The organism is Streptomyces sp. GbtcB7, from assembly GCF_019091445.1.
In the GTDB taxonomy this organism is placed as follows: domain Bacteria; phylum Actinomycetota; class Actinomycetes; order Streptomycetales; family Streptomycetaceae; genus Streptomyces; species Streptomyces mirabilis.
Window position 1 is genome coordinate 304525 of record NZ_JAGXJM010000005.1, and the last position, 20624, is coordinate 325148.

General features: G+C 71.2%; 15 protein-coding genes. All 15 read left to right on the forward strand.

The genetic code is table 11. The features are described from left to right. Window positions 1-11: 11 nt before the first annotated feature. The 15 genes from KVT44_RS11660 to KVT44_RS11730 are packed head-to-tail and all read left to right on the forward strand — an operon-like array spanning window position 12 to window position 20622. Complete coding sequence (locus tag KVT44_RS11660) at window positions 12-1328, forward strand: nucleotide sugar dehydrogenase (RefSeq protein WP_217566965.1); 1317 nt, start codon at window positions 12-14, stop codon at window positions 1326-1328. Beyond that, window positions 1318-2583, forward strand: coding sequence for a glycosyltransferase family 4 protein (locus KVT44_RS11665; protein WP_217566966.1), 1266 nt, complete (start codon window positions 1318-1320; stop codon window positions 2581-2583). Before KVT44_RS11660 ends, KVT44_RS11665 begins: the two co-directional genes overlap by 11 nt. Beyond that, window positions 2580-3950 (forward strand): Wzz/FepE/Etk N-terminal domain-containing protein, encoded by a 1371-nt coding sequence (locus KVT44_RS11670; RefSeq protein ID WP_217566967.1) that lies wholly within the window; start codon window positions 2580-2582, stop codon window positions 3948-3950. The genes KVT44_RS11665 and KVT44_RS11670 overlap by 4 nt, the downstream gene beginning before the upstream one ends. Further along, entirely contained in the window at window positions 3947-5467 is a 1521-nt protein-coding gene (locus KVT44_RS11675; RefSeq protein ID WP_217566968.1) for a Wzz/FepE/Etk N-terminal domain-containing protein, read from the forward strand. The genes KVT44_RS11670 and KVT44_RS11675 overlap by 4 nt, the downstream gene beginning before the upstream one ends. 3 nt (window positions 5468-5470) lie before the next feature. Continuing rightward, window positions 5471-7405, forward strand: coding sequence for an asparagine synthase (glutamine-hydrolyzing) (asnB, locus tag KVT44_RS11680; RefSeq protein ID WP_217566969.1), 1935 nt, complete (start codon window positions 5471-5473; stop codon window positions 7403-7405). A gap of 15 nt (window positions 7406-7420) precedes the next feature. Then, the gene (locus tag KVT44_RS11685; RefSeq protein WP_217566970.1) at window positions 7421-9622 is read left to right on the forward strand and encodes a bi-domain-containing oxidoreductase; all 2202 of its coding nucleotides are present in this window, start codon (window positions 7421-7423) and stop codon (window positions 9620-9622) included. Then, complete coding sequence (locus KVT44_RS11690) at window positions 9619-11586, forward strand: alginate lyase family protein (RefSeq protein WP_217566971.1); 1968 nt, start codon at window positions 9619-9621, stop codon at window positions 11584-11586. Before KVT44_RS11685 ends, KVT44_RS11690 begins: the two co-directional genes overlap by 4 nt. Further along, the gene (locus KVT44_RS11695) at window positions 11583-13118 is read left to right on the forward strand and encodes a right-handed parallel beta-helix repeat-containing protein (RefSeq protein ID WP_217567028.1); all 1536 of its coding nucleotides are present in this window, start codon (window positions 11583-11585) and stop codon (window positions 13116-13118) included. Before KVT44_RS11690 ends, KVT44_RS11695 begins: the two co-directional genes overlap by 4 nt. Window position 13119: 1 nt before the next feature. Then, window positions 13120-14409 (forward strand): O-antigen ligase domain-containing protein, encoded by a 1290-nt coding sequence (locus tag KVT44_RS11700; RefSeq protein WP_217566972.1) that lies wholly within the window; start codon window positions 13120-13122, stop codon window positions 14407-14409. A 2-nt stretch (window positions 14410-14411) separates the two neighbouring features. Then, on the forward strand, window positions 14412-15653 hold the full coding sequence (locus KVT44_RS11705; RefSeq protein WP_217566973.1) for a glycosyltransferase family 4 protein: 1242 nt from the start codon (window positions 14412-14414) through the stop codon (window positions 15651-15653). Next, window positions 15650-16885, forward strand: a complete 1236-nt coding sequence (locus KVT44_RS11710) for a class I SAM-dependent methyltransferase (protein WP_217566974.1) — start codon at window positions 15650-15652, stop codon at window positions 16883-16885. The genes KVT44_RS11705 and KVT44_RS11710 overlap by 4 nt, the downstream gene beginning before the upstream one ends. Then, window positions 16882-17676 (forward strand): glucose-1-phosphate cytidylyltransferase, encoded by a 795-nt coding sequence (locus tag KVT44_RS11715; protein WP_217566975.1) that lies wholly within the window; start codon window positions 16882-16884, stop codon window positions 17674-17676. The genes KVT44_RS11710 and KVT44_RS11715 overlap by 4 nt, the downstream gene beginning before the upstream one ends. Beyond that, window positions 17673-18320, forward strand: coding sequence for a PIG-L deacetylase family protein (locus KVT44_RS11720; protein ID WP_217566976.1), 648 nt, complete (start codon window positions 17673-17675; stop codon window positions 18318-18320). Before KVT44_RS11715 ends, KVT44_RS11720 begins: the two co-directional genes overlap by 4 nt. Before the next feature lie 5 nt (window positions 18321-18325). Then, window positions 18326-19351 carry an NAD(P)-dependent oxidoreductase gene (locus tag KVT44_RS11725; RefSeq protein ID WP_217567029.1) on the forward strand — a complete coding sequence of 342 codons (1026 nt, stop codon included), beginning with the start codon at window positions 18326-18328 and terminating at the stop codon, window positions 19349-19351. Further along, a complete protein-coding gene (locus KVT44_RS11730; RefSeq protein ID WP_217566977.1) occupies window positions 19348-20622 on the forward strand; it encodes a DUF4910 domain-containing protein in 1275 nt (424 codons plus the stop codon). The genes KVT44_RS11725 and KVT44_RS11730 overlap by 4 nt, the downstream gene beginning before the upstream one ends. Window positions 20623-20624 lie beyond the last annotated feature (2 nt).

The following is a 20624-nucleotide window of genomic DNA, read 5'->3' on the forward strand; positions in this document are numbered from 1 at the left end:
AGGAACGGGTCATGAGAGTCAGCGTTTTCGGGCTCGGCTACGTGGGCTGCGTATCGGCCGCGTGCCTGGCCAGCATGGGGCACGAGGTCATCGGGGTGGACGTGAACCAGGTGAAGGTCGACCTGGTCAACGACGGCAAGGCCCCGGTGGTGGAGGAACGTATCGGCGAACTCATCGCCGAGGTCGTGCGGACCGGAGCGCTGCGCGCCACCGGCGACGTCCACGAGGCGATCATGGGCAGCGAGATATCGCTGGTCTGTGTGGGCACGCCGTCAGAGCCCAACGGCAGCCTGTGCACCACGTACTTGGAGCGGGTCACCGAGGAGATCGGCGCCGCGCTCGCCGAGCGGGGCGGGCGGCAGACCGTCGTGTTCCGCAGCACCATGCTCCCGGGCACCTGCCTGAACCTGCTGGTGCCGATCCTGGAGAAGAGCGTCGGCGGCACGGCCGGGGTGGACTTCGGGGTCGCGGTCAACCCGGAGTTCCTGCGCGAGGGCACGAGCGTGCGGGACTTCTTCGACCCGCCCAAGACCGTCATCGGCGAGCTCGACCCGGCAAGCGGCGACGCGGTGACGGCGCTGTACGACGGCCTGCCCGGCGAGGTGTTCCGGGTGCCGGTCCCGACCGCCGAGGCGATCAAGTACGCGGACAACGCGTTCCACGGCCTCAAGATCGGCTTCGCGAACGAGCTGGGCGCGGTGTGCCAGGCGCTCGGGGTGGACTCGCACCAGGTGATGGACGTGTTCCTGGCCGACCGCAAGCTGAACATCAGCCCCGCCTACCTGCGGCCCGGCTTCGCCTTCGGTGGCTCCTGCCTGCCCAAGGACCTGCGCAGCCTGGTCCACGCGGCGCAGCGGGCCGACGTCTCGGTGCCCATCCTCTCCCATGTGCTGGCCTCCAACTCCGACCATCTGCAGCGCGCGGTGGACCTGGTCGAGCGCACCGGCAAGCGCCGGGTGGGCCTGTTCGGGCTGTCCTTCAAACCCGGCACCGACGACCTCCGCGAGAGCCCGCTCGTCGAGCTGGCGGAGAGGCTCTTTGGCAAGGGCTACGACCTCAAGATCTACGACGCCAACGTGAGCCTCTCCCGGCTGCTCGGCGCGAACCGCGAGTACATCGAGAGCAGGCTTCCGCATCTCGCGCAGCTGCTCGCGGACTCGGTCGACGAAGTGCTGGAGCACGCCGAGGTGTGCCTGGTGGGGACCAAGGACCCGGCCGTGCTGTCGGCGCTGCCCCATGCGGGCGGACCGGTGATCGTCGACCTCATCCGCCTTCCCGACGCCGAGGCGCGTCGGGCCGAACCGGGGTACATGGGCCTTGCTTGGTAACGCGACCAGCGGCGACGGGACGAACCGTCGCGCGCTGATCCTGGTGGAGAACCTGTCGGTGCCGTTCGACCGGCGGGTGTGGCAGGAGTGCACGACCCTGCGCGACGCGGGCTGGGAGGTGCACGTCATCTGTCCCCGGGGGGAGAAGCGGGACACGGAGCTGGAGGCGGTGATCGACGGGGTGCGGATTCACCGCTACCCGTTGCGCGCGGCCACCGGAGGGCCGGCCGGCTACCTGCGGGAGTACGGATCGGCGTTGTGGCACACGGTCCGGCTGGCCCGCAAGGTCGGCCCGGTCGACGTGGTCCACGCCTGCAACCCGCCCGACCTGCTGTTCCTGCCCGCCCTGTGGATGAAGCGGCGCGGCGCGCGGTTCGTCTTCGACCAGCACGACCTGGTACCCGAGCTGTACCTCTCCCGGTTCGACCGCGGCGAAGACCTGCTCTACCGCGCCGTGTGCGCGCTGGAACGACGGACCTACCGGGCCGCGGACATCGTGCTCGCCACGAACGAGAGCTACCGGGACGTCGCGCTGCGCCGTGGCGGCCGGCGGCCGGAGGACGTCTTCGTGGTGCGCAGCGCGCCCGCGACCGACCGGTTCCAACCGGTGCCGCCGGAGCCGGAGTTGAAGCGCGGCAAGCCCCATCTGCTGTGCTACCTCGGCGTCATGGGCCCTCAGGACGGCGTCGATTACGCCCTGCGGGCCCTCGCGAAGCTGCGCGACGAGCTTGGCCGGACCGACTGGCATGCGGTCTTCGTCGGCGCCGGCGACGCCTTCGACGCGATGGTGGAGCTGTCCGGGCGGCTCGGTCTCGCCGAGCAGGTGCAGTTCACCGGGCGCATCCCGGACGCCGACCTGGTGCGCTACCTGTGCACCGCGGACGTGTGTCTCTCCCCCGACCCGCACAATCCGCTCAACGACGTGTCGACCATGAACAAGGTCCTGGAGTACATGGCGATGGGGCGGCCGATCGTCTCGTTCGACCTCCGGGAGGCGCGCGTCTCCGCCGGTGACGCCGCCGTCTACGCGCCCGCCAACGACGAGGCCCAGTTCGCCAAGCTCATCGCGCTGCTCCTCGACGATCCCGAGAAGCGGGCCCGGATGGGAGAGATCGGCCAGGAGCGGATCAGCGGGCCGCTCTCCTGGCAGAACTCGCAAGCGTCACTGCTCGCCGCCTACGCCGCCGCCTGCCGGGACCATGCCCCGGTGACGGCGGGTGGGCCGGTCCGTACGGGGAAGAGGCCGCACCATTGAATGACGACACGATCCGCCTGGTCACGATCGGACGGATTCTCCGTCGGCGGTGGCGGCTTCTCGCCGTCCTCGCCGTAGTGGGCGCGCTCTTCGGCTACGGCACCTCGGTGCTGCTGCTTCCGCCGCGGTACACGGCAGAGGCATCGGTACTGCTGCCGGGGCAGTGGGAAGAGCGCGAACTGCTGACTCAGGTGGACATCGCGACCAGTTCGGCGGTGGTCGACCGCGCGGCCGCCACGCTCAACTGGAAGGGCGTCAACGGCACCGAACTGCGGGATCAAGTGAGCGCCAAGGCGGACGACGGGAACATCATCAAGATCTCGGGTACGGCCGACACCCCGGAGCGCGCGCAGCGGCTCTCCGACCAGCTGGCCCAGCAGTTCGTCACCTTCGCCACCCGCATCGCGGGCGGCAGCACCGACCCCGCGGCGGATACGGCGACAGAGGCGCTGCGGAAGCAGGTGGCGGAGACCAACCGCCGCATCACCGACCTGGCCAACTCGGCAGATCCGGGGCAGACCGTGGAGGGCGTGCAGGCCCGCACCGAGCTCGAGGGTCTGCGCACCGGGCTGCAGGACGCCATGAAGAAGCTGGAGGAGGCCAACCCGGCGACCACCAAGGCCAGCATGGTCGTCATGGGGCCGGCGCTCCGACCCACCGGCGCGGCGGCGCCGACGAGGATGCAGCTCATCGTCGCCGGGGCGCTGCTGTTCGTCCTGCTCGCGGTCATCGGCCATCTCGCCGCCGCACGGGTGAGCCGTCGGCTGCGCACCGAACCGGAGATCGCCGCGGCGCTCGGCTCGGCGTTCCTCGGCACCGTCGACGTGCCCGGTGAACCGCGCGGGCACCGGCCCGAAAGCCATGGCTCACGGGCCCGGATCCGCCGGCTTCTCGGCATCGACACCCGGTGGGACATACCTGCCCCGCAGAGATCCGGCGACGAGGCCGAGAGACGGATCCGCTACCGGCGGGTGTGCGCTCGCCTTCGGGACCAACTGCCTGCCCCCCGGCGGCTGCTGGTCGTCGTACCGGAAGGCGACGAGGTCGCCCGCCGGGCCGCCGGGCAGCTCGTCGCCGAGGCCACGAGCGATCCGCTGCTGCGGGTGGTGGAGGTCTCGGTGGACCGGCCGATCGTGCCGGACCGCGACACGGAGTCCGGTGCCCTGGTCGTCCTCAGCGCGGGCAGCTGGACCGCTGACGAGCTCGCCGGCATCGCCGAGGCGTGTGCGGACGGCGGGCACGAGGTCGTCGGCGTCGTCGTCGCCGGCACGGTCCGCACACGCCCGACGCGGACCGCCGACCGTCCTTCGGACGAGGCCACTTTGGCCTTTGCGGTTCACGGCCACGCGACGGGAGATTCAGCGTGACGACGAGCACGACTTCGGAGTCGTCGGCCGCCACTCCGCTCCTCGACCTGCAGGCGCTGGTGGTCGCGGTCCGCAGACGCCGCCGCCTGTGGAGCGCCATGGCGCTGCTCGGACTGCTGATCGGCGCGGCTGTGGCGGTCCTGCTGCCGCCGGCACCGGCCGCCGTGACCAAGGTGCTGGTCGCGCATCAGGAGGACCAGCCGAACGACACCGGAACGCTGATCCGCACCGACGCCCAGCTGCTGGGCACCTCGCGGATCGCCGGCCAGGCCCTGCGGATCCTCAAGTCCCCGGAAAAACCGGAGGACCTCATGCGGGACTACCGGGGCACCGGACTGACCAACAACGTCCTCCAGATCGATGTGACAGGTAAGACCGACGCGGAAGCGGTGGCCCGGGCCAAGGCACTGGCCGAGGCGTTCGTCGCGGACCACGCCAAGCGCATCCAGGCCATCGCCAACGCCAACGCCCAGGGCCTGCTCGACCAGCGTGACCGCATGCAGGCGGAGCTTGCCGACGTCAACAAGGCGATCGGCGGCCGGTCGCCCGCCACCGACCCGAAGGACGCGGCGAACCTCGAGTCGCTCTTCGCCCGGCGGTCCGAACTCACCTCGCAGATCTCCGACTTCGGCCAACGTGCCGAGGAGGCGCGCGTCGGCGCGCCCCAGCTCGTCGCCGGCACGCAGATCGTGGACGCCCCGCGCGCGGTGCTGCACTCCCTGCCCAAGGCCGTCGTCACCAACGCCGTGATCGGACTCGTCCTCGGGCTCTTCCTCGGGCTCGCGCTGGCCGCGGTCGGCGTGGTGGTCGCGGACCGCCCCGTGCTGCGCCGGGACATCGCGGCGAACCTCGGCGCCTCCGTCATCGCCGAACTGCCCCGCCGGTCGGGCAGGCTGTGGCAGCGCCGACGGACCCGGGTGGCACGCGAACGGCTCACCACGACGCTGGCTCGCACCGTGCGCGGCTCGGCGGAACCGCTGTCGCTGCTGGAACTGGGCTGTGCACGCAGCACGAGCGTGATCGCCCTGAGCCTCGCCCGGGCACTGGCGGCGGACGGGCCGGTGATCGTCGTCGACGGTCTCCCCGGCCCGCAGCTCGCAAGGCGCCGCCCGAAACCAGGCGACCCCACCGTGGTCGGCGGCGAACATGCCGCGGCCGTGTCGCCCCAGGAGCAGCGGATCGGTGTCGGCTCGGTGGCACCCGGCACGGCGTGGACCGACCTCCAGTACCTCGGCACCCAGACCGTGCTCGTCGTGCGTGCCGGGCACGGCAGCGCCGCATGGCTGCACACAGTGGCGCGGCAGCTCGCGGACCAGCGCATTCCGGTGATCGGTGTGGTGCTGATCGACCCCGATCCGCGTGACCGGACCGACGGCACGCTGTGGGACGGGCTGCACACCGCGCTGCGCGGCCAGATCGAGCTGCTGGCCCGACAGAACGGGACGGGCCGGCGGCGGGCTGAGCGGCTGCCGATGTGGGCGGCACGGGTCCCGGACGACGACCAGGAGGTGCGGTAGGACATGTGTGGTATCGCAGGCACTTACCGATGGCCGGACGGAAAGGTCGTGACCGACCGGCTCACCGACACCCTCGCCCACCGCGGCCCGGACGGCGCGGGCCGCTACGGCCACCCCGTCGGTGACGGCGAAGTACAGCTCGGGCACCGCCGGCTGGCCATCATCGACCTGTCCGAGACCGGCGCCCAGCCGATGGTCTCGGACGGCCTCGCCCTGACGTACAACGGCGAGCTGTACAACGCGCCCGAACTGCGTGCCGAGTTGGCGGCCACCGGGGTGCGCTTCCGCGGTACCTCCGACACCGAGGTACTCCTTGAGGCCTGGCGGCGCTGGGGCACGGACTGCCTGCCCCGACTGCGCGGCATGTTCGCGTTCGGCATCTTCGACGAGCGAACCGGTGACCTGGTGCTCGCCCGCGACCAGCTCGGCATCAAGCCGCTGTTCCTGCTCCGGCGCGGCGAGGGCCTGATGTTCGCCTCCGAGCTCAAGGCGCTCGCCGCCGCGACCGGCGGGTCGCTGCAGGTGGACCACGCGGCGCTGGTGGCCTCACTGCTGTACTACTGGGTGCCGGACTCGCGCTGCGCGTTCCGCGAAGCGGAGAAGCTGCCGCCGGGGAGCTGGCTGAGGTGCCGGCCCGACGGCCGGGTGGAGCGCGGCCGGTTCTGGAACCTGAAGGACGTCGCCGCCGAGGGCCGGGAGCGGGCCCGGACGGGCGAGCAGCCGGACCTCGCCGCCGTCGTCGAGGAGTCGACCCGGCGCCACCTGCTCTCCGACGTACCCGTGGCGACCTTCCTCTCCGGCGGCCTCGACTCCAGCTACCTCACCGCGCTGGCGGCCCGCCACCAACCCGGGATCTCCGCCTACACGATCGGCTTCCGCGCCGAGGACGCCAAGTTCGAGGCGATGCCGGACGACCTGCGCTACGCCCGGCAGGTCGCCGAGCGGTTCGGCGTGGACCTGCACGAGATCGAGATCGCCCCGAACGTGCTCGACCTGCTGCCGCAGATGACGTACAGCCTGGACGAGCCGATCGGCGACCCAGCCGCGATCAACACGTACCTGATCTGCTCGGCCGCCCGGGAGGCCGGGGTCAAGGTGATGCTCTCGGGGATGGGCGCCGACGAGCTGTTCGCGGGGTACCGCAAGCACCTGGCCAACCTGCTCGCGCTGCGCTACCAGCGCGTCCCGCGGCCACTGCGCCGCGGGGTGTCCGGGGTCGTGGACCGGCTGCCGGTCGCCACGTCCCGCCGGGGGTACCGGTCGGTGCGCTTCGCGAAGCGGTTCCTCTCCTTCGCCGAACTGCCGGAGGAGACCGCGTTCCGGCGCAGCTACACCATGTACGACCAGGACGAGCTGCTCGCCCTTCTCGATCCGGACCTGGCCGGGACGGTCGACGACGTGCTGACCGAACATGCGGACGTCTACCAGGACAACGACCTCGACGACTTCGTCAACCGCATGTGCCTGACCGACGCCCGGATGTTCCTGCCGGGCCTGAACCTCGCGTACACGGACCGGTCGAGCATGGCCGCCTCCACCGAGGTACGGGTGCCGTATGTGGACGTCGAGGTGGTCAGGGCGGCGTTCGCCGTGCCCGGCGATCGCAAGATCGTCGGACGACAGGGCAAGGCCGTCCTCAAGGAGGCGGCCACCTCGGTCCTGCCCCGGGAGATCGTGTACCGGCCCAAGGGCCTGTTCAGCGCCCCGCTGCGGGCCTGGATGAGCCGGGATCTGGCACCGCTGGTGCGCGAGGTGGTCAACGACGGCGAGCTCGTCCGTTCCGGGCTCCTGCGCCGCGACGCGCTGGCGCGGATGGTCGCCGAGGACGCCGCCGGGCAGCGGGACTTCTCCAAACATCTGTGGCACGTACTGACCCTCGAGTACTGGTATCGCGACGCGACCTCCGGGTCCGGCCAGAGCACTCGGTTGACGGCTTAGGAATCAGGAGTTCGGGTGAAGCAGGTCGTACAGAACTACAAGAGCGGCGAGCTGGCGGTGCTCGACGTTCCGGTACCGGGGTGCAAGCCGGGCGGTGTGCTGGTCCGCAGCGCCTACTCGCTGATATCCACCGGAACCGAGCTCATGAAGGTCTCCGAGGCCGGCATGTCGATGCTGGGCAAGGCCCGCTCCCGGCCGGACCAGGTGGCCAAGGTCATGCAGAGCGTGGCCACCAACGGGGTGCCCGCCACCTACCGCAAGGTGATGGGCAAGCTGGACTCCTACACGCCGCTGGGCTACTCGCTGTGCGGGGTGGTCGAGCAGGTCGGCACCGGGATCGACGATGTGAAGGTCGGCGACCTCGTGGCCTGCGCCGGCAACGAGCACGCGCTGCACGCCGAGCTGAACTGGGTGCCGAAGAACCTCTACGCCCCGGTCCCCGACGGCCTCGCGCCGCGGCACGCGGCCTTCGGCACTGTCGGGTCGATCGCGATGCAGGGCGTGCGCCAAGGCGAGCCGCAGCTCGGCGAGGTGGCGCTGGTCATCGGCCTCGGGCTGATCGGGCAGCTGGTGGTGCAGCTGCTCGCCGCCTCGGGAGTCCGCGTGGTCGGAGCCGACCCCGACCCGGTGCGCTGCGAGCTCGCCGAGCACCTGGGCGCCGCGGCCTGCGGCGATCCCGCGTCCGCGGCCGTGGAAGCCGCCGTAGCCGAACTCACCGGCGGTCACGGCGTGGACCAGGTGTACCTGGCCGCCGGCGGCGGCAGCAACCAACCCGTCGAGCTGGCCGCCCGGCTCTGCCGGGACCGCGGCCGGGTCGTCGACATCGGCAAGTGCCGCCTGGACCTGCCATGGAACGCGTACTACGAGAAAGAACTCGACGTCCGGTTCTCGCGCTCGTACGGCCCCGGGCGCTACGACCCGGAGTACGAACTCGACGGCCGGGACTACCCGATCGGCTACGTGCGCTGGACCGAGCGCCGCAACCTGGCGTGCTTCCTCGATCTCCTCGCCCGCGGCAGCGTCGACGTGGAGCCCCTGGTCTCCCACATCGCAGACTTCGATGACGCCGTCGAGACGTACCAGCGCCTGAAGGACGGCGACCTCAAGGCCGTGGCCGTGCTGTTCCGGTACCCCGAGCAGAAAGCGGAAGCGGGGGAAACGGAGGAAGCGGCGGCCCCGGCGGTGGCCGTGCCCGCGGTGAAGCGACCAGCCGGCGGAGCGTCCACCCCGGCCCGGGCCGCCAAGACGCCGGTGCGCCTCGCGTTCGTCGGCGCGGGAAACTACGCGACGTCGATGCTGCTGCCGCACCTGGCACAGCGCGACGGCGTCGAGCTGTCGACAGTCGTCACCACGACGGCGCTGTCCGCGGCCAACGCGCAGCGGAAGTTCGGCTTCGCCGAGGCGACCACCGATCTCGACGCCGTCCTCGGCGACAAGTCCATCGACGCGGTGTTCGTGGTCACCCGGCACAGCTCGCACGCCGAACTGACCCGGAAGGCGTTGCTGGCCGGCAAGACCGTGTTCGTGGAAAAGCCGTTGGCCCTCACCGAGGACGAGCTGGCCGGCGTACTCGCGGCGGTGGAGGAGTCCGGCAACGACCGGCTCCAGGTGGGCTTCAACCGCCGGTTCGCGCCGCTGCTCCAAGAGGCCAGGAAGCGGTTCGGCGCCCGGACCGGCCCGGCGAGCCTGCGCTACCTGGTCAACGCGGGCCGGCTGCAGCACGGCAGCTGGTACCTCCAACAGGGCACCGAGGGCTCACGGTTCGCCGGCGAGGGCGGACACTTCATCGACACGGCGAGTTGGCTGCTGGAGGCCGACCCGATATCGGTGTACGCGACAGCCGCGCCCGGCAACGAGGACCTCCAGGTCGTCCTGCGCTACCCGGACGGCTCCACCGCCACCATCAGCTACGTCACCACCGGCGCGCCCGGCTTCCCCAAGGAAACCCTGGACCTGCTCGCGGACGGCAAGGTGCTGCGGCTCGACGACTTCGTCCGCGCCTCGGTCTACGGGAGCAAGCGGTGGGTCAGCTCGCGGCTGCCCAAGGCCCGGGACAAGGGTCAGAACGCCGAACTCGCCGCGTTCATCAAGGCCGTGCGGACCGGCGGGCCGATGCCGGTGCCGCTGGAGTCGCTGGTCGCCACCACCTCGGCCACCCTCGCCGTGCAGGCCGGCCTGGCCGGCGGTGTGCCGGTGGCGTTGGCGAGGACGCGATGACCATGAGCGTGGGCTGGTACCTGCGGCGGCTGTCCCGGATGGGACCGCGGGAGGTCGCGGGCCGGGCGGGCGACGCCGTGCGCAGACGGCGGTGGCGGTCGGCGCGGCCGGACTGCCCGAGCGTGACCGGCGCCCGGTTCACCGCGGTACTGCCCGCGGCGACGATCGCCGAGGTGCCGCCGGACGCCGCGAAACGGCTCGTCGCCGAGGCGGACCGGCTGATGGCCGGGCACGCCGAGTTCTTCGGGGTGGACCGCGACGACCTCACCGACCCGGACTGGTCGTACGACCCGAAGACCGGGCGCCGGGCCCCCTCGGGCTACGCCTTCGACGTGCCGTACCGCGACGAGAACGTGGCCGGGGACATCAAGCAGATCTGGGAGCCCTCGCGGCACCAGTACCTCACCGTGCTCGCCGCCGCCTACGCGGTCACCGGGGACGAGCGGTACGCCGAGCGCGTCGCCGAGCACCTGCGGTCCTGGTGGGCGGCCAACCCGCCGCTGCGCGGTGTGCACTGGATCAGCGGCATCGAGCTGGGCATCCGGCTGCTGTCCTGGGTGTGGATCCGCCGGCTGCTCGACGGCTGGCCGGGCGCGGCCGAACTGTTCGAGGACAACCCGGTGGCGCTCAACCAGATCTGGCACCACCAGCGCTGGCTGGCCGCCTTCCCCAGCCGGGGCTCCTCGGCGAACAACCACGTCATCGCCGAGACTGCCGGACAGTTCGCCGCGGCCTGCGCCTTCAACTGGTTCCCCTCGTCGGCGCGTTGGCGGTGCGACGCACTGCGGTCGCTGGAGCGGCAGCTGCGCGCCAACACCTTCGACTCCGGCCTCAACCGCGAGCTGGCCACCGAGTACCACGGACTCGTACTGGAACTCGGCCTGGCCGCGCTGGCCGAGGCCGACGCCGCCGGCGTGCCGGTCCCCGAGTCGCTCCGGCTGGTGCTGCTGCGGATGACCGACGCCCTCGCGGCCGTCGTGGACAACCGACTGCGACCGCCCCGCCAGGGGGACGCGGACGACGGCCACGGCCTGATCCTGGACGGCGAGGGCACCGACCGCTGGGGCTCGCTGCTGGCCACCGGCGATGCCGTGTTCGGCCGGCTCGGCTGGTGGCCGGAGGTGACCGGCACCGACGTGCGCACTCCGTTGCTGGCCGCGCTCCTCCGGCCGTACGCGAAGGACGGAACCGCCCGCCCGGCGACCAGGCCCGCCCACTTCGCCGACGCGGGGCTCACCGTCCTGCGCGGTCCGGGAGAGATCTGGTGCCGCTGCGACGGCGGTCCGCACGGCTTCCTGTCCATCGCCGCGCACGCCCACGCCGACGCGCTGTCCGTGGAGGTCCGGCACGACGGGATCGACGTGCTCGCCGACCCGGGGACGTACTGCTACCACGGGCAGCCCGAGTGGCGGCAGTACTTCCGGTCGACCCTCGGCCACAACACCCTCCAGCTGGACGGCGGTGACCAGTCAGTCTCCGGCGGGCCGTTCCTGTGGACCCGGCATGCCCGCACCCGCGTGCTGGACGTGGACAACTCCGGGGCAGGGGTGGCCCGTTGGTCCGCCGAGCATGACGGCTACCAGGGCTCGGTGCACCGCCGCCGGGTGGAGCTGACGGCCGCGAGCCAGGAGCTGAGGATCGTCGACGAGGTGCAGGGTCCGCGCCGGGAGGTCCAACTGGCGTTCCACCTCGGTCCGGCGATCGCCGCGGACCTGGTGGGGCACCGCGTGGTGCTCACCTGGATCCGGGACGGCGAGGGGCGCTCCGCGGTGCTCGACCTGCCCGGGCAGCTGTCCTGGCGGGCGCACCGCGGTGAGAGCGAACCGCCGCTGGGCTGGTACTCCGCCGGATTCGGGCGCAAGGAACCCACCACCACGCTGATCGGCACCGGCTTCGCCGACGGCACGGACGGATTCACCACCGTGCTCGGGTTCCGCGGCCAGGGGGGCGCGTGGGGAACATGAAACGGCACTGGGCGCTGGCGGCGGCACCGCTGGCGCTGGCCCTGCTGACGGTCACCGGCTGCGACAGCACGTCGAGCGCCCCGGCCGCGACGAAGCCGAACGCCGCGCCGTCCACGGCCACGTCCGCCGCCCGGTCCGTGGCCCGGGTGTGCGCCAACCCCGCCGCCGGACCGGTGAAGGCGCCGACGGGCGCGGTCACCGTGGACCCCGCTGTGGTCGGCGACCTGGCGGCGAAGACCAAGAAGAGCCCCCCGAACACCACGTTCTGGCTCAAGCCGGGCACGCACAAGCTGGAGCGGGACCGCTACTCCCAGGTCATCCCCAAGAAGGGGGACCGCTACCTCGGCGCGCCGGGCGCGGTGCTCGACGGCCGGAAGGTCAACCAGTACGCCTTCGCCGGCACCGCCAGTGATGTCACCATCCGCTACCTGACCGTGCAGGGTTTCGTCGCGCCGCAGGACGAGGGCGTGGTCAACCATGACTCGGCCGACGGATGGGTGATCGAACACGCGACGATCCAGGACAACTCCGGCGCCGGGCTGATGGCCGGTGCCCGCCAGCAGGTCCGCGCCAGCTGCCTGCGCGACAACGGTCAGTACGGCATGAACGCGTACAAGGGCAACGGCCGTATCACCGGCCTGGTGGTCGAGGGCAACGAGATCGTGGGCAACAACACCGGTGACTGGGAGCGGCGGAGGAAGGGCTGCGGCTGCACCGGAGGCATCAAGTTCTGGGCCGTCAACGGCGCCGACGTAAGCGGCAACTGGGTGCACGACAACCGTGGAGCCGGGTTGTGGGCGGACACCAACAACAACGACTTCCGCATCGAGAACAACGTGCTCGAGGCCAACGACGGTGCCGCGCTGATCTACGAGATCAGCTACAACGCGGTCATCCGGAACAACACGATCCGGCGGAACAACTGGGTCGAGGGACGCAAGGCAGCCGACAGCGGCGACAACTTCCCGTACGCGACGGTCTACCTGTCCGAGTCCGGCGGCGAACCGCGGGTCCCGGCCCGCACCCACAAGATCGAGATCTACGGGAACGTGCTGGAGAACAACTGGTCCGGGATCACCCTGTGGGAGAACGCCGACCGGTTCTGCAACAGCCCGGCCAACACCTCGTCAGGTGACTGCACGCTGCTGGTGAAGAAGACGAGCAGCTGTGTGAGACCGGCGATCGCCAAGGCGCCGCTCTACTCCGACTGCCGGTGGAAGACCCAGTGGGTGGACATCCACGACAACCGCTTCGTGCTCGACGAGTCCGTCGTCAAGTGCACGGAGATGTGCGACCGCATGGCGGTGCTGTCCAACTACGGCACCTATCCGGACTGGTCGCCCTACCACGGCGAAGGGGTGGCCGACGCCATCACCGAGAAGCAGCACAACCGCTGGCACGACAACGTCTACGTCGGGCCGTGGAAGTTCGTCGCCGAGGACCAGAGCCGGGCGCTCGACTTCGGGCAGTGGCAGGCGACGCCGTACCAGCAGGACAAGGGCAGCACCCTCGACCTACAGGCCGGTGGTTGAGATGGGTGAGAACCTGACGCGCGGACCGGACACGGCGGGGAGGCTGCCCGGCGCCGAGCCGCGCCCGGCCGGCACACCGAAGATCGTCGGGATCGTCTGGGGGCTGCTGGTCCTCAACACGCTCGGCTCCGCCGGGGCGAAGACCATCGTCCCGCTGCCCCGCTCCCTCATCCAGATGGTCACCATGGGCTCGCTGGTCGCCGCGTTCGCGCTGGCACTCGTGGTCAACCAGCGGGTGCGCATCAGGGCCAGCGCCTACGTGCTGCTGCTCACCCTGCTGCTGGTGTCCAGCGTGATCTCCAGCGCGAGCCTGGAGTCAGGGATGGGCGCGCTGTTCCGCTGCTTCCGCCTGACCCTCTTCGTCGGCACCCTGTGGCTGCTCAGCCGCTGGTGGGACGGCAGCCTCACGTTCGTCCGCTACCACATCCGGGCGTACTTCGCGGTCCTCGGCTCGGTGGCCGTCGGCCTGGTCGTCTCACCGGGCAAGGCCCTGCCCGACCTCTACGGCGGACGCCTGGTCGGCGCGCTGTGGCCGCTCACCCCGCCGCAGATCGGGCAGTACGCGGCGGTCATCATCGGGCTCACCGTGCTGCTCGTCATCGGCAGGCGGACCGACCGGACCAGCGCCGTGCTGGTCATCGTGCCGTCGCTGGTGCTGCTCGCGCTGACCCACACCCGGACGGCCACGCTCGGCCTGCTGCTCGGGCTGGTGCTGGCGATCGGCTCGCTCGTTCTGACCAGCGCCGCGGCCCGCCGGTTCTTCACCTGGGCGGTGCTGTGCTCCGTGGTGGCCGCGGTCGGCTTCGCCTCCGCGCTGCAGACCTGGTTCCTGCGCGGACAGAGCCAGGAGAACTTCTCGAGTCTCACCGGCCGGGCCAAGGTCTGGAACGCCCTGCTGGGCGCGCCCCGGTCGACCTCGGAGAAGCTGTTCGGCGTGGGCCTGGGCGACAAGTCGTTCGGCGGGCTGCCGATCGACAACAGCTGGCTGGCCGTCTACAACGAGCAGGGTCTGATCGGCGTCACCCTCGTCGCGGCGATCATCATCGTGTTGGGCGGCGTCGCGTTGCTGCGGCCACCGTCGCTGCAGAGGGCCTGCGCGATCTTCCTGATCAGCTACTGCGCGATCGCGTCGTACACCGAGGCCGGCCTCGGCGACGCCTCGCCCTATCTGCTCCATCTGGCCCTGGCCGCCTCGCTGTTGGCGGCACCCGCCCAGGCCGCTCCGCTCGCGCTGCCCGAAGCCCCTCGACGGCACGTCCCGCGCTGGGCCCGTAGATCGGAGGTGAACTGAGCATGCACGTTCTCGTGGTGCACAACCGCTACGCCTCGGCGCAGCCGAGCGGGGAGAACAAGGTCGTCGACCAGGAGGTGGAGCTGCTGCGCGCGGCCGGCCACCGGGTCGAGGTGTTCGAGCGGCGCAGCGACGACATCGGCGCCCGCTCCCTCCTCGGCAAGGTCGCGGTGCCGCTCCTGGTGCCGTGGAATCCGGCGGTCCGCACGGAACTCGCCGACAGGCTGCGCGCCGAGCGGCCGGACGTGGTGCACGTCCACAACGTGTTCCCGCTCCTGTCGCCCGCGGTCCTCGCCGCCTGCGCCGACGCCGGTGTGCCCGCCGTCGCCACGCTGCACAACTACACCCAGGTGTGCCCGCCCGGCACACTCCAGCGGGACGGCCGACCGTGCACCGAGTGCGTCGGCTCGACGCCGCTGCCCGCAGTCCGGCACGGCTGCTACCGCAACTCCCGCCTCGCGACCGTGCCGCTCGCGGTCAGCCTGTCGGTCAACCGGCGGCGCTGGTGGACCGGCGTCGAGCGCTTCCTCTGCATCTCCGCCGCGCAGCGAGACGTCCTGGTGCGCTCCGGCATGCCGGCCGAACGCCTGGCGGTGAAGCACAACTTCGTCCCCGAACCCGACATCCGCCGGGAAGGCGGGGGAGAGCAGTTGCTCTATCTCGGCCGGCTCGCGGAGGCCAAGGGCGTACGGCTGCTCATGGCCGCGTGGGACGAGGTCGCGGCGAGCGGCGGTGTGGGTGTGCCGCTCGTGATCGCCGGCACGGGGCCGCTGGAGCGAGAGGTCACCGCCTGGGCGGCGGGCCGGGACGACGTGCGCTACGTCGGCCTGCTGGACCCGGCGGAGTGCCGGAAGGCCATCGCGCGGTCGGTCGCCGTGGTGGCTCCCTCGACGTGGCTGGAGGCGTTCGGCCTGGTGGTCGTGGAGGCGATGGCGGCCGGGGTCCCGACCGTCGCCGCCGGTCACGGCGCCTTCGTCGAACTCGTCGAGGACGGCGTCACCGGGCTGCTGCACCAGCCGGGCGAGCCCGCCTCGCTCGCGTCCTGCATACGCGGGATCGCGGCCGAGCCGGCCCGCAACCAGGAGATGGGCCAGGCGGCCCGGCGCCGTTACGAGCAGGGATTCAGCCCGGCCGTCGGCCTTGAGCGCCTGGTGGAGGAGTACCGCACCGCGATCGCGGGTCGGTCAGCACTGGCTCGCGGTGGGGACACCCGCGCGAGCAGGGGGGATGGGGACAGCAGATGACACGATGCCGACTGTGCGGCTCGGAAGCGATGGCGAGCGTCGTCGATCTTGGGGCGACGCCGCCGTGTGAGAGCTTTCTCGCCGCGGACCAACTGGACCGGCCGGAGCCGGCGTACCCGCTGCACCTGCGGGTCTGCACCGACTGCTGGCTGGCGCAGATTCCGCCGCTGATCACGCCGGAGGAGACGTTCAAGGAGTACGCGTACTTCTCGTCCTACTCGACCTCCTGGGTGGAGCACGCGCGCACGTTCGTCGACGGCGCCGTTCAGCGGCTGGATCTCGGCGCCGACGCCTTCGTGGTCGAGGTCGCGAGCAACGACGGGTACCTGCTGAGGCACGTGGTGGACCGGGGGATCCGCTGCCTGGGCATCGAGCCGTCGGTGAACGTCGGTGCCGCGGCGCGGGAGGCGGGTGTGCCCACGCTCACGGAGTTCCTGAGCCCCGACACCGGCTCGGCCGTCCGAGCCGAGCACGGCCCGGCGGACCTGGTCGTGGCCAACAACGTGTACGCGCACATCCCCGACGTGGTCGGGTTCACCCAGGGGCTGCGCGCCCTGGTCGCCGACGACGGCTGGGTCTCCATCGAGGTGCAGCACCTGCTGACCCTGATCGAGGAGAACCAGTACGACACGATCTACCACGAGCACTTCCAGTACTACACGGTCGCGTCCGCGATCCGGGCCCTCGCGAGCGGCGGACTCGCGCTCGTGGATGTCGAGTTGCTGCCCACGCACGGTGGCTCCATCCGGCTGTGGGCCCGGCCGGCCGAGGTGGCGGGCGAGCCGACTCAGCGGGTGGCCGACGTACTGGCCCGCGAGAAGGCCGCCGGACTGCAGGAGCTGGCCGGATACACCGAGTTCTCCGCCCGGGTGGCCAAGGTGCGCCGGGACCTGCTGCGGTTCCTCATCGAGGCGGCCGAGCGCGGCGAGACGGTCGTCGGTTACGGCGCCCCGGGCAAGGGCAACACCCTCCTCAACCACTGCGGCATCCGACCGGACCTGCTCGCGTACACGGTCGACCGTAATCCGTACAAGCACGGCAGGTTCACCCCGGGCACCCGCATCCCGATCCTGCCGCCCGAGCAGATAGCCGCCGACAAGCCGGACTACGTCCTCGTCCTCCCGTGGAACCTGCGAGCCGAGCTGGTCGAGCAGCTGTCCTTCGTGCACGACTGGGGCGGCCGGCTGGTCTTTCCGATCCCGGAACTGAGCATTGTCGAGGTCAAGTCATGAAGGTCGTTCTGTTCTGCGGCGGTTACGGGATGCGCATGCGCAACGGAACCTCCGACGACGTGCCCAAGCCGATGGCGATGGTCGGGCCGCGACCGCTGATCTGGCACGTCATGCGCTACTACGCGCACTTCGGGCACACGGAGTTCATCCTGTGCCTCGGCTACGGGGCCCACCACATCAAGGAGTTCTTCCTCAACTACGAGGAGACGGCGTCCAACGACTTCGTGCTGCGGGGCGGGCGGACCGAGCTGCTGTCCACCGACATCGCGGACTGGACGATCACGTTCGCGCAGACCGGCATCGAGTCACCGATCGGGGAGCGGCTGCGCAGGGTGCGGCACCACCTGGACGGCGACGAGATGTTCCTCGCCAACTACGCCGACGTGCTCACCGACGCCCCGCTGCCGGCGATGATCGAGAACTTCGCCCAGCGCGACGCCGGTGCCTCGATGATGGTCGTACCGCCGCAGTCCTCGTTCCACTGCGTGGACCTGGGCGAGGACGGCCTGGTGGGCGGCATCACCGCGGTGAGCGACATGCCGCTGTGGGAGAACGGCGGCTACTTCGTGCTCCGCCAGGAGGTCTTCGACCACATACCGGAGAACGGGGACCTGGTCGCCGACGGATGCGCCCAACTGGCCAAGCGCGGGCGGCTGGTGGCCCATCAGCACCGCGGCTTCTGGAAGCCGACCGACACCGTGAAGGAGCGGGCCGCGCTCGACGACGCCTACACCCGGGGCGACCGTCCGTGGGCCGTGTGGGAGCGGGACAGTGCCGGAGTCAGAGCGTGATCCGGCTCGGGGCGGGGCCCCTGGACCGGATCGTCGCAGTGGGCGCGCACTGCGACGACATCGCCATCGGCGCCGGCGGCACGCTGCTGACGCTCTGCCTCGCGCGACCGGGTATCCGCGTCGACGCGCTGGTGCTCTCCGGCGGTGGCAGCGAGCGGGAGCAGGAGGAGCAGGCCGCGCTCGCCGCCTTCTGCCCGGGCGCCGACCTGCGGCTGACCGTGCACAAGCTGCCGGACGGCCGGCTGCCCGCGCACTGGGAGGAGGCCAAGGCCGCGGTCGAGGAACTGCGCGCGCAGACCGAGCCGGAACTGGTCCTCGCGCCGCGCACCGACGACGCTCATCAGGACCACCGCGGCCTGGCGAAGCTGATGACCACCGCGTTCCGCGACCACCTCGTGCTCGGCTACGAGATCGTCAAGTGGGACGGCGACCTCGGCCGACCGGCGGCATACCAGCCGCTGGAGACGGAGACCGCCGAACAGAAGGTCCGACTGCTGCAGGAGCACTACCCCTCGCAGCGGCACCGGCCCTGGTACGACCGGGAGGCATTCCTCGGCCTCGCCCGGATCCGCGGTATCGAATGCCACGCGCGCTACGCCGAGGCGTTCGCTGTCACCAAACTCACGCTCAACCTGGGGGGTTGAACACCTTGCGCGTACTACTGACCGGACACCAGGGCTATCTGGGCACCGTGATGGCACCCGTCCTCACCGCCGCCGGACACGAGGTCGTCGGCCTCGACTCCGGCCTGTTCGCCGACTCCGTCCTCGGCCCCGCGCCCGCCGACCCGCCCGGGGTGCGGGTGGACCTGCGCGACATCACCGCCGACCACGTGGCCGGAGTGGACGCCGTCATCCACCTGGCCGCCCTGTCCAACGACCCGCTGGGCTCGCTGGCGCCGGAACTCACCTACGACATCAACCACCACGCGTCCGTACGGCTGGCCCAACTGGCCCGCGACGCCGGAGTGCGGCGCTTCCTGTACGCGTCGACCTGCTCCGTCTACGGCGCCTCCGGCGGCGACGACCTGGTGACCGAGGACGCCCCGCTGCGCCCGGTGACGCCGTACGCGGAGTCGAAGGTGCGGGTGGAGGACGACCTGCACGCGCTGGCCGACGGCGACTTCACCCCGGTGTTCATGCGCAACGCCACCGCCTTCGGCTACTCGCCCCGGCTGCGTGCCGACATTGTGCTCAACAATCTTGTCGGCCACGCGCTCCTTTCCGGCGAGGTGTTGGTCCTCTCCGACGGCACCCCCTGGCGCCCGCTGGTGCACGCCGCCGACATCGCGCGCGCCTTCACGGCCGCGCTGACCGCGCCGCGCGAGGCGGTGCACGACCGGGCGTTCAACATCGGCAGCGAGACCAACAACGTCACCGTCGCCGAGATCGCCGAGCAGGTCGCCGAGGCGGTCTCCGGCGCGAAGGTGGTGATCACCGGGGAGAACGGTGCCGACCCGCGGTCGTACCGGGTGGACTTCTCCCGCTTCCGCAACGCGATCCCCGACTTCGACTGCGAATGGACGGTGAAGCAGGGCGCACTCGAACTCGCCGACGCCTACCGGAAGTTCGGGCTGACCCGGGAGGACTTCGAGCAGCGCTTCACCCGCCTCGCCGTGCTGCGCGCGGCCTCCGACGCCGGCACCGTCGACGACACCCTGCGGTGGCGCCGATGACCGCAGTCGGCGAGGAGATGCACGCGCTGGTGGAGCGGCTGTACCCGCTCTGCCGGAGCATCACCGGCGACGGTGTGCGCGCCACCCTGGACATCGTCGGCGAGTACGTCCCGCTCCAGGTGCACGAGGTGCCGACCGGGACGCAGGTGCTCGACTGGACGATTCCGCAGGAGTGGAACATCCGGGACGCGTACATCGCCGACACCACCGGCCGGCGGATCGTCGACTTCGCCGCGTCCAGCCTGCACGTGCTCGGCTACAGCGTGCCGGTGTCGGCGAGCATGCCGCTCGCCGAGCTGCGGGCACACCTGCACACGCTGCCGGACCACCCGTCCTGGGTGCCGTACCGCACGAGTTACTACAAGCCGGAGTGGGGTTTCTGCCTTGCGCAGGAGACCCTGGACGCGCTGCCCGAGGGCGAGTACGAGGTGCGCATCGACTCCACGCTCGCCGACGGCCACCTCACCTACGCCGAGCACGTGGTCCCCGGACAGGTGGCCGACGAGGTGATCGTCTCCTGCCACGTCTGCCATCCGTCGCTGGCCAACGACAACCTGGCCGGCATCGCCGTGGCGACGTTCCTGGCCCGCGCGCTGGCGCGGGAGACGCCGTACTACACCTACCGGTTCATCTACGCGCCCGGCACCATCGGGGCGATCACCTGGCTGGCCCGCAACGCGGAGCGGATGGAACGGGTCAAGCACGGCCTCGTCCTGGCCTGCGCCGGGGACCCAGGACAGTTGACGTACAAACAGAGCAGGCGCGGCGACGCGGAGATCGACCGGGTGCTGCGGCACGTGCTGGCCGCGTCCGAACGCCCGCACCGCGTCGACGAGTTCACCCCGTACGGCTACGACGAGCGGCAGTACTGCTCGCCCGGGTTCAATCTGGGCGTGGGATCGCTCAGCCGGACCCCGTACGCCGGGTACCCCGAGTACCACACCTCGGCGGACAACCCGGACTTCGTCTCCCCGGAGGCGATGGCGGACACCCTCGCGGTCTGCCGCGAGGCGTTCGCCGTCCTGGACCGCAACCGGCGGTATCTCAACCTCAGCCCCTACGGCGAACCCCAGCTGGGCCGGCGCGGGTTGTACGACGCGCTCGGCGGACGCAGCGACACCAAGCAGGCCCAGATGGCCATGCTCTGGGTGCTCAACCTCTCCGACGGCGAGCACAGTCTGCTGGACGTCGCCGAGCGGTCCGGGCTCCCGTTCGACACCGTCGCGGGCGCGGCCGGCGCTCTGCACGAGGCCGGGCTGATCAAGACATGACG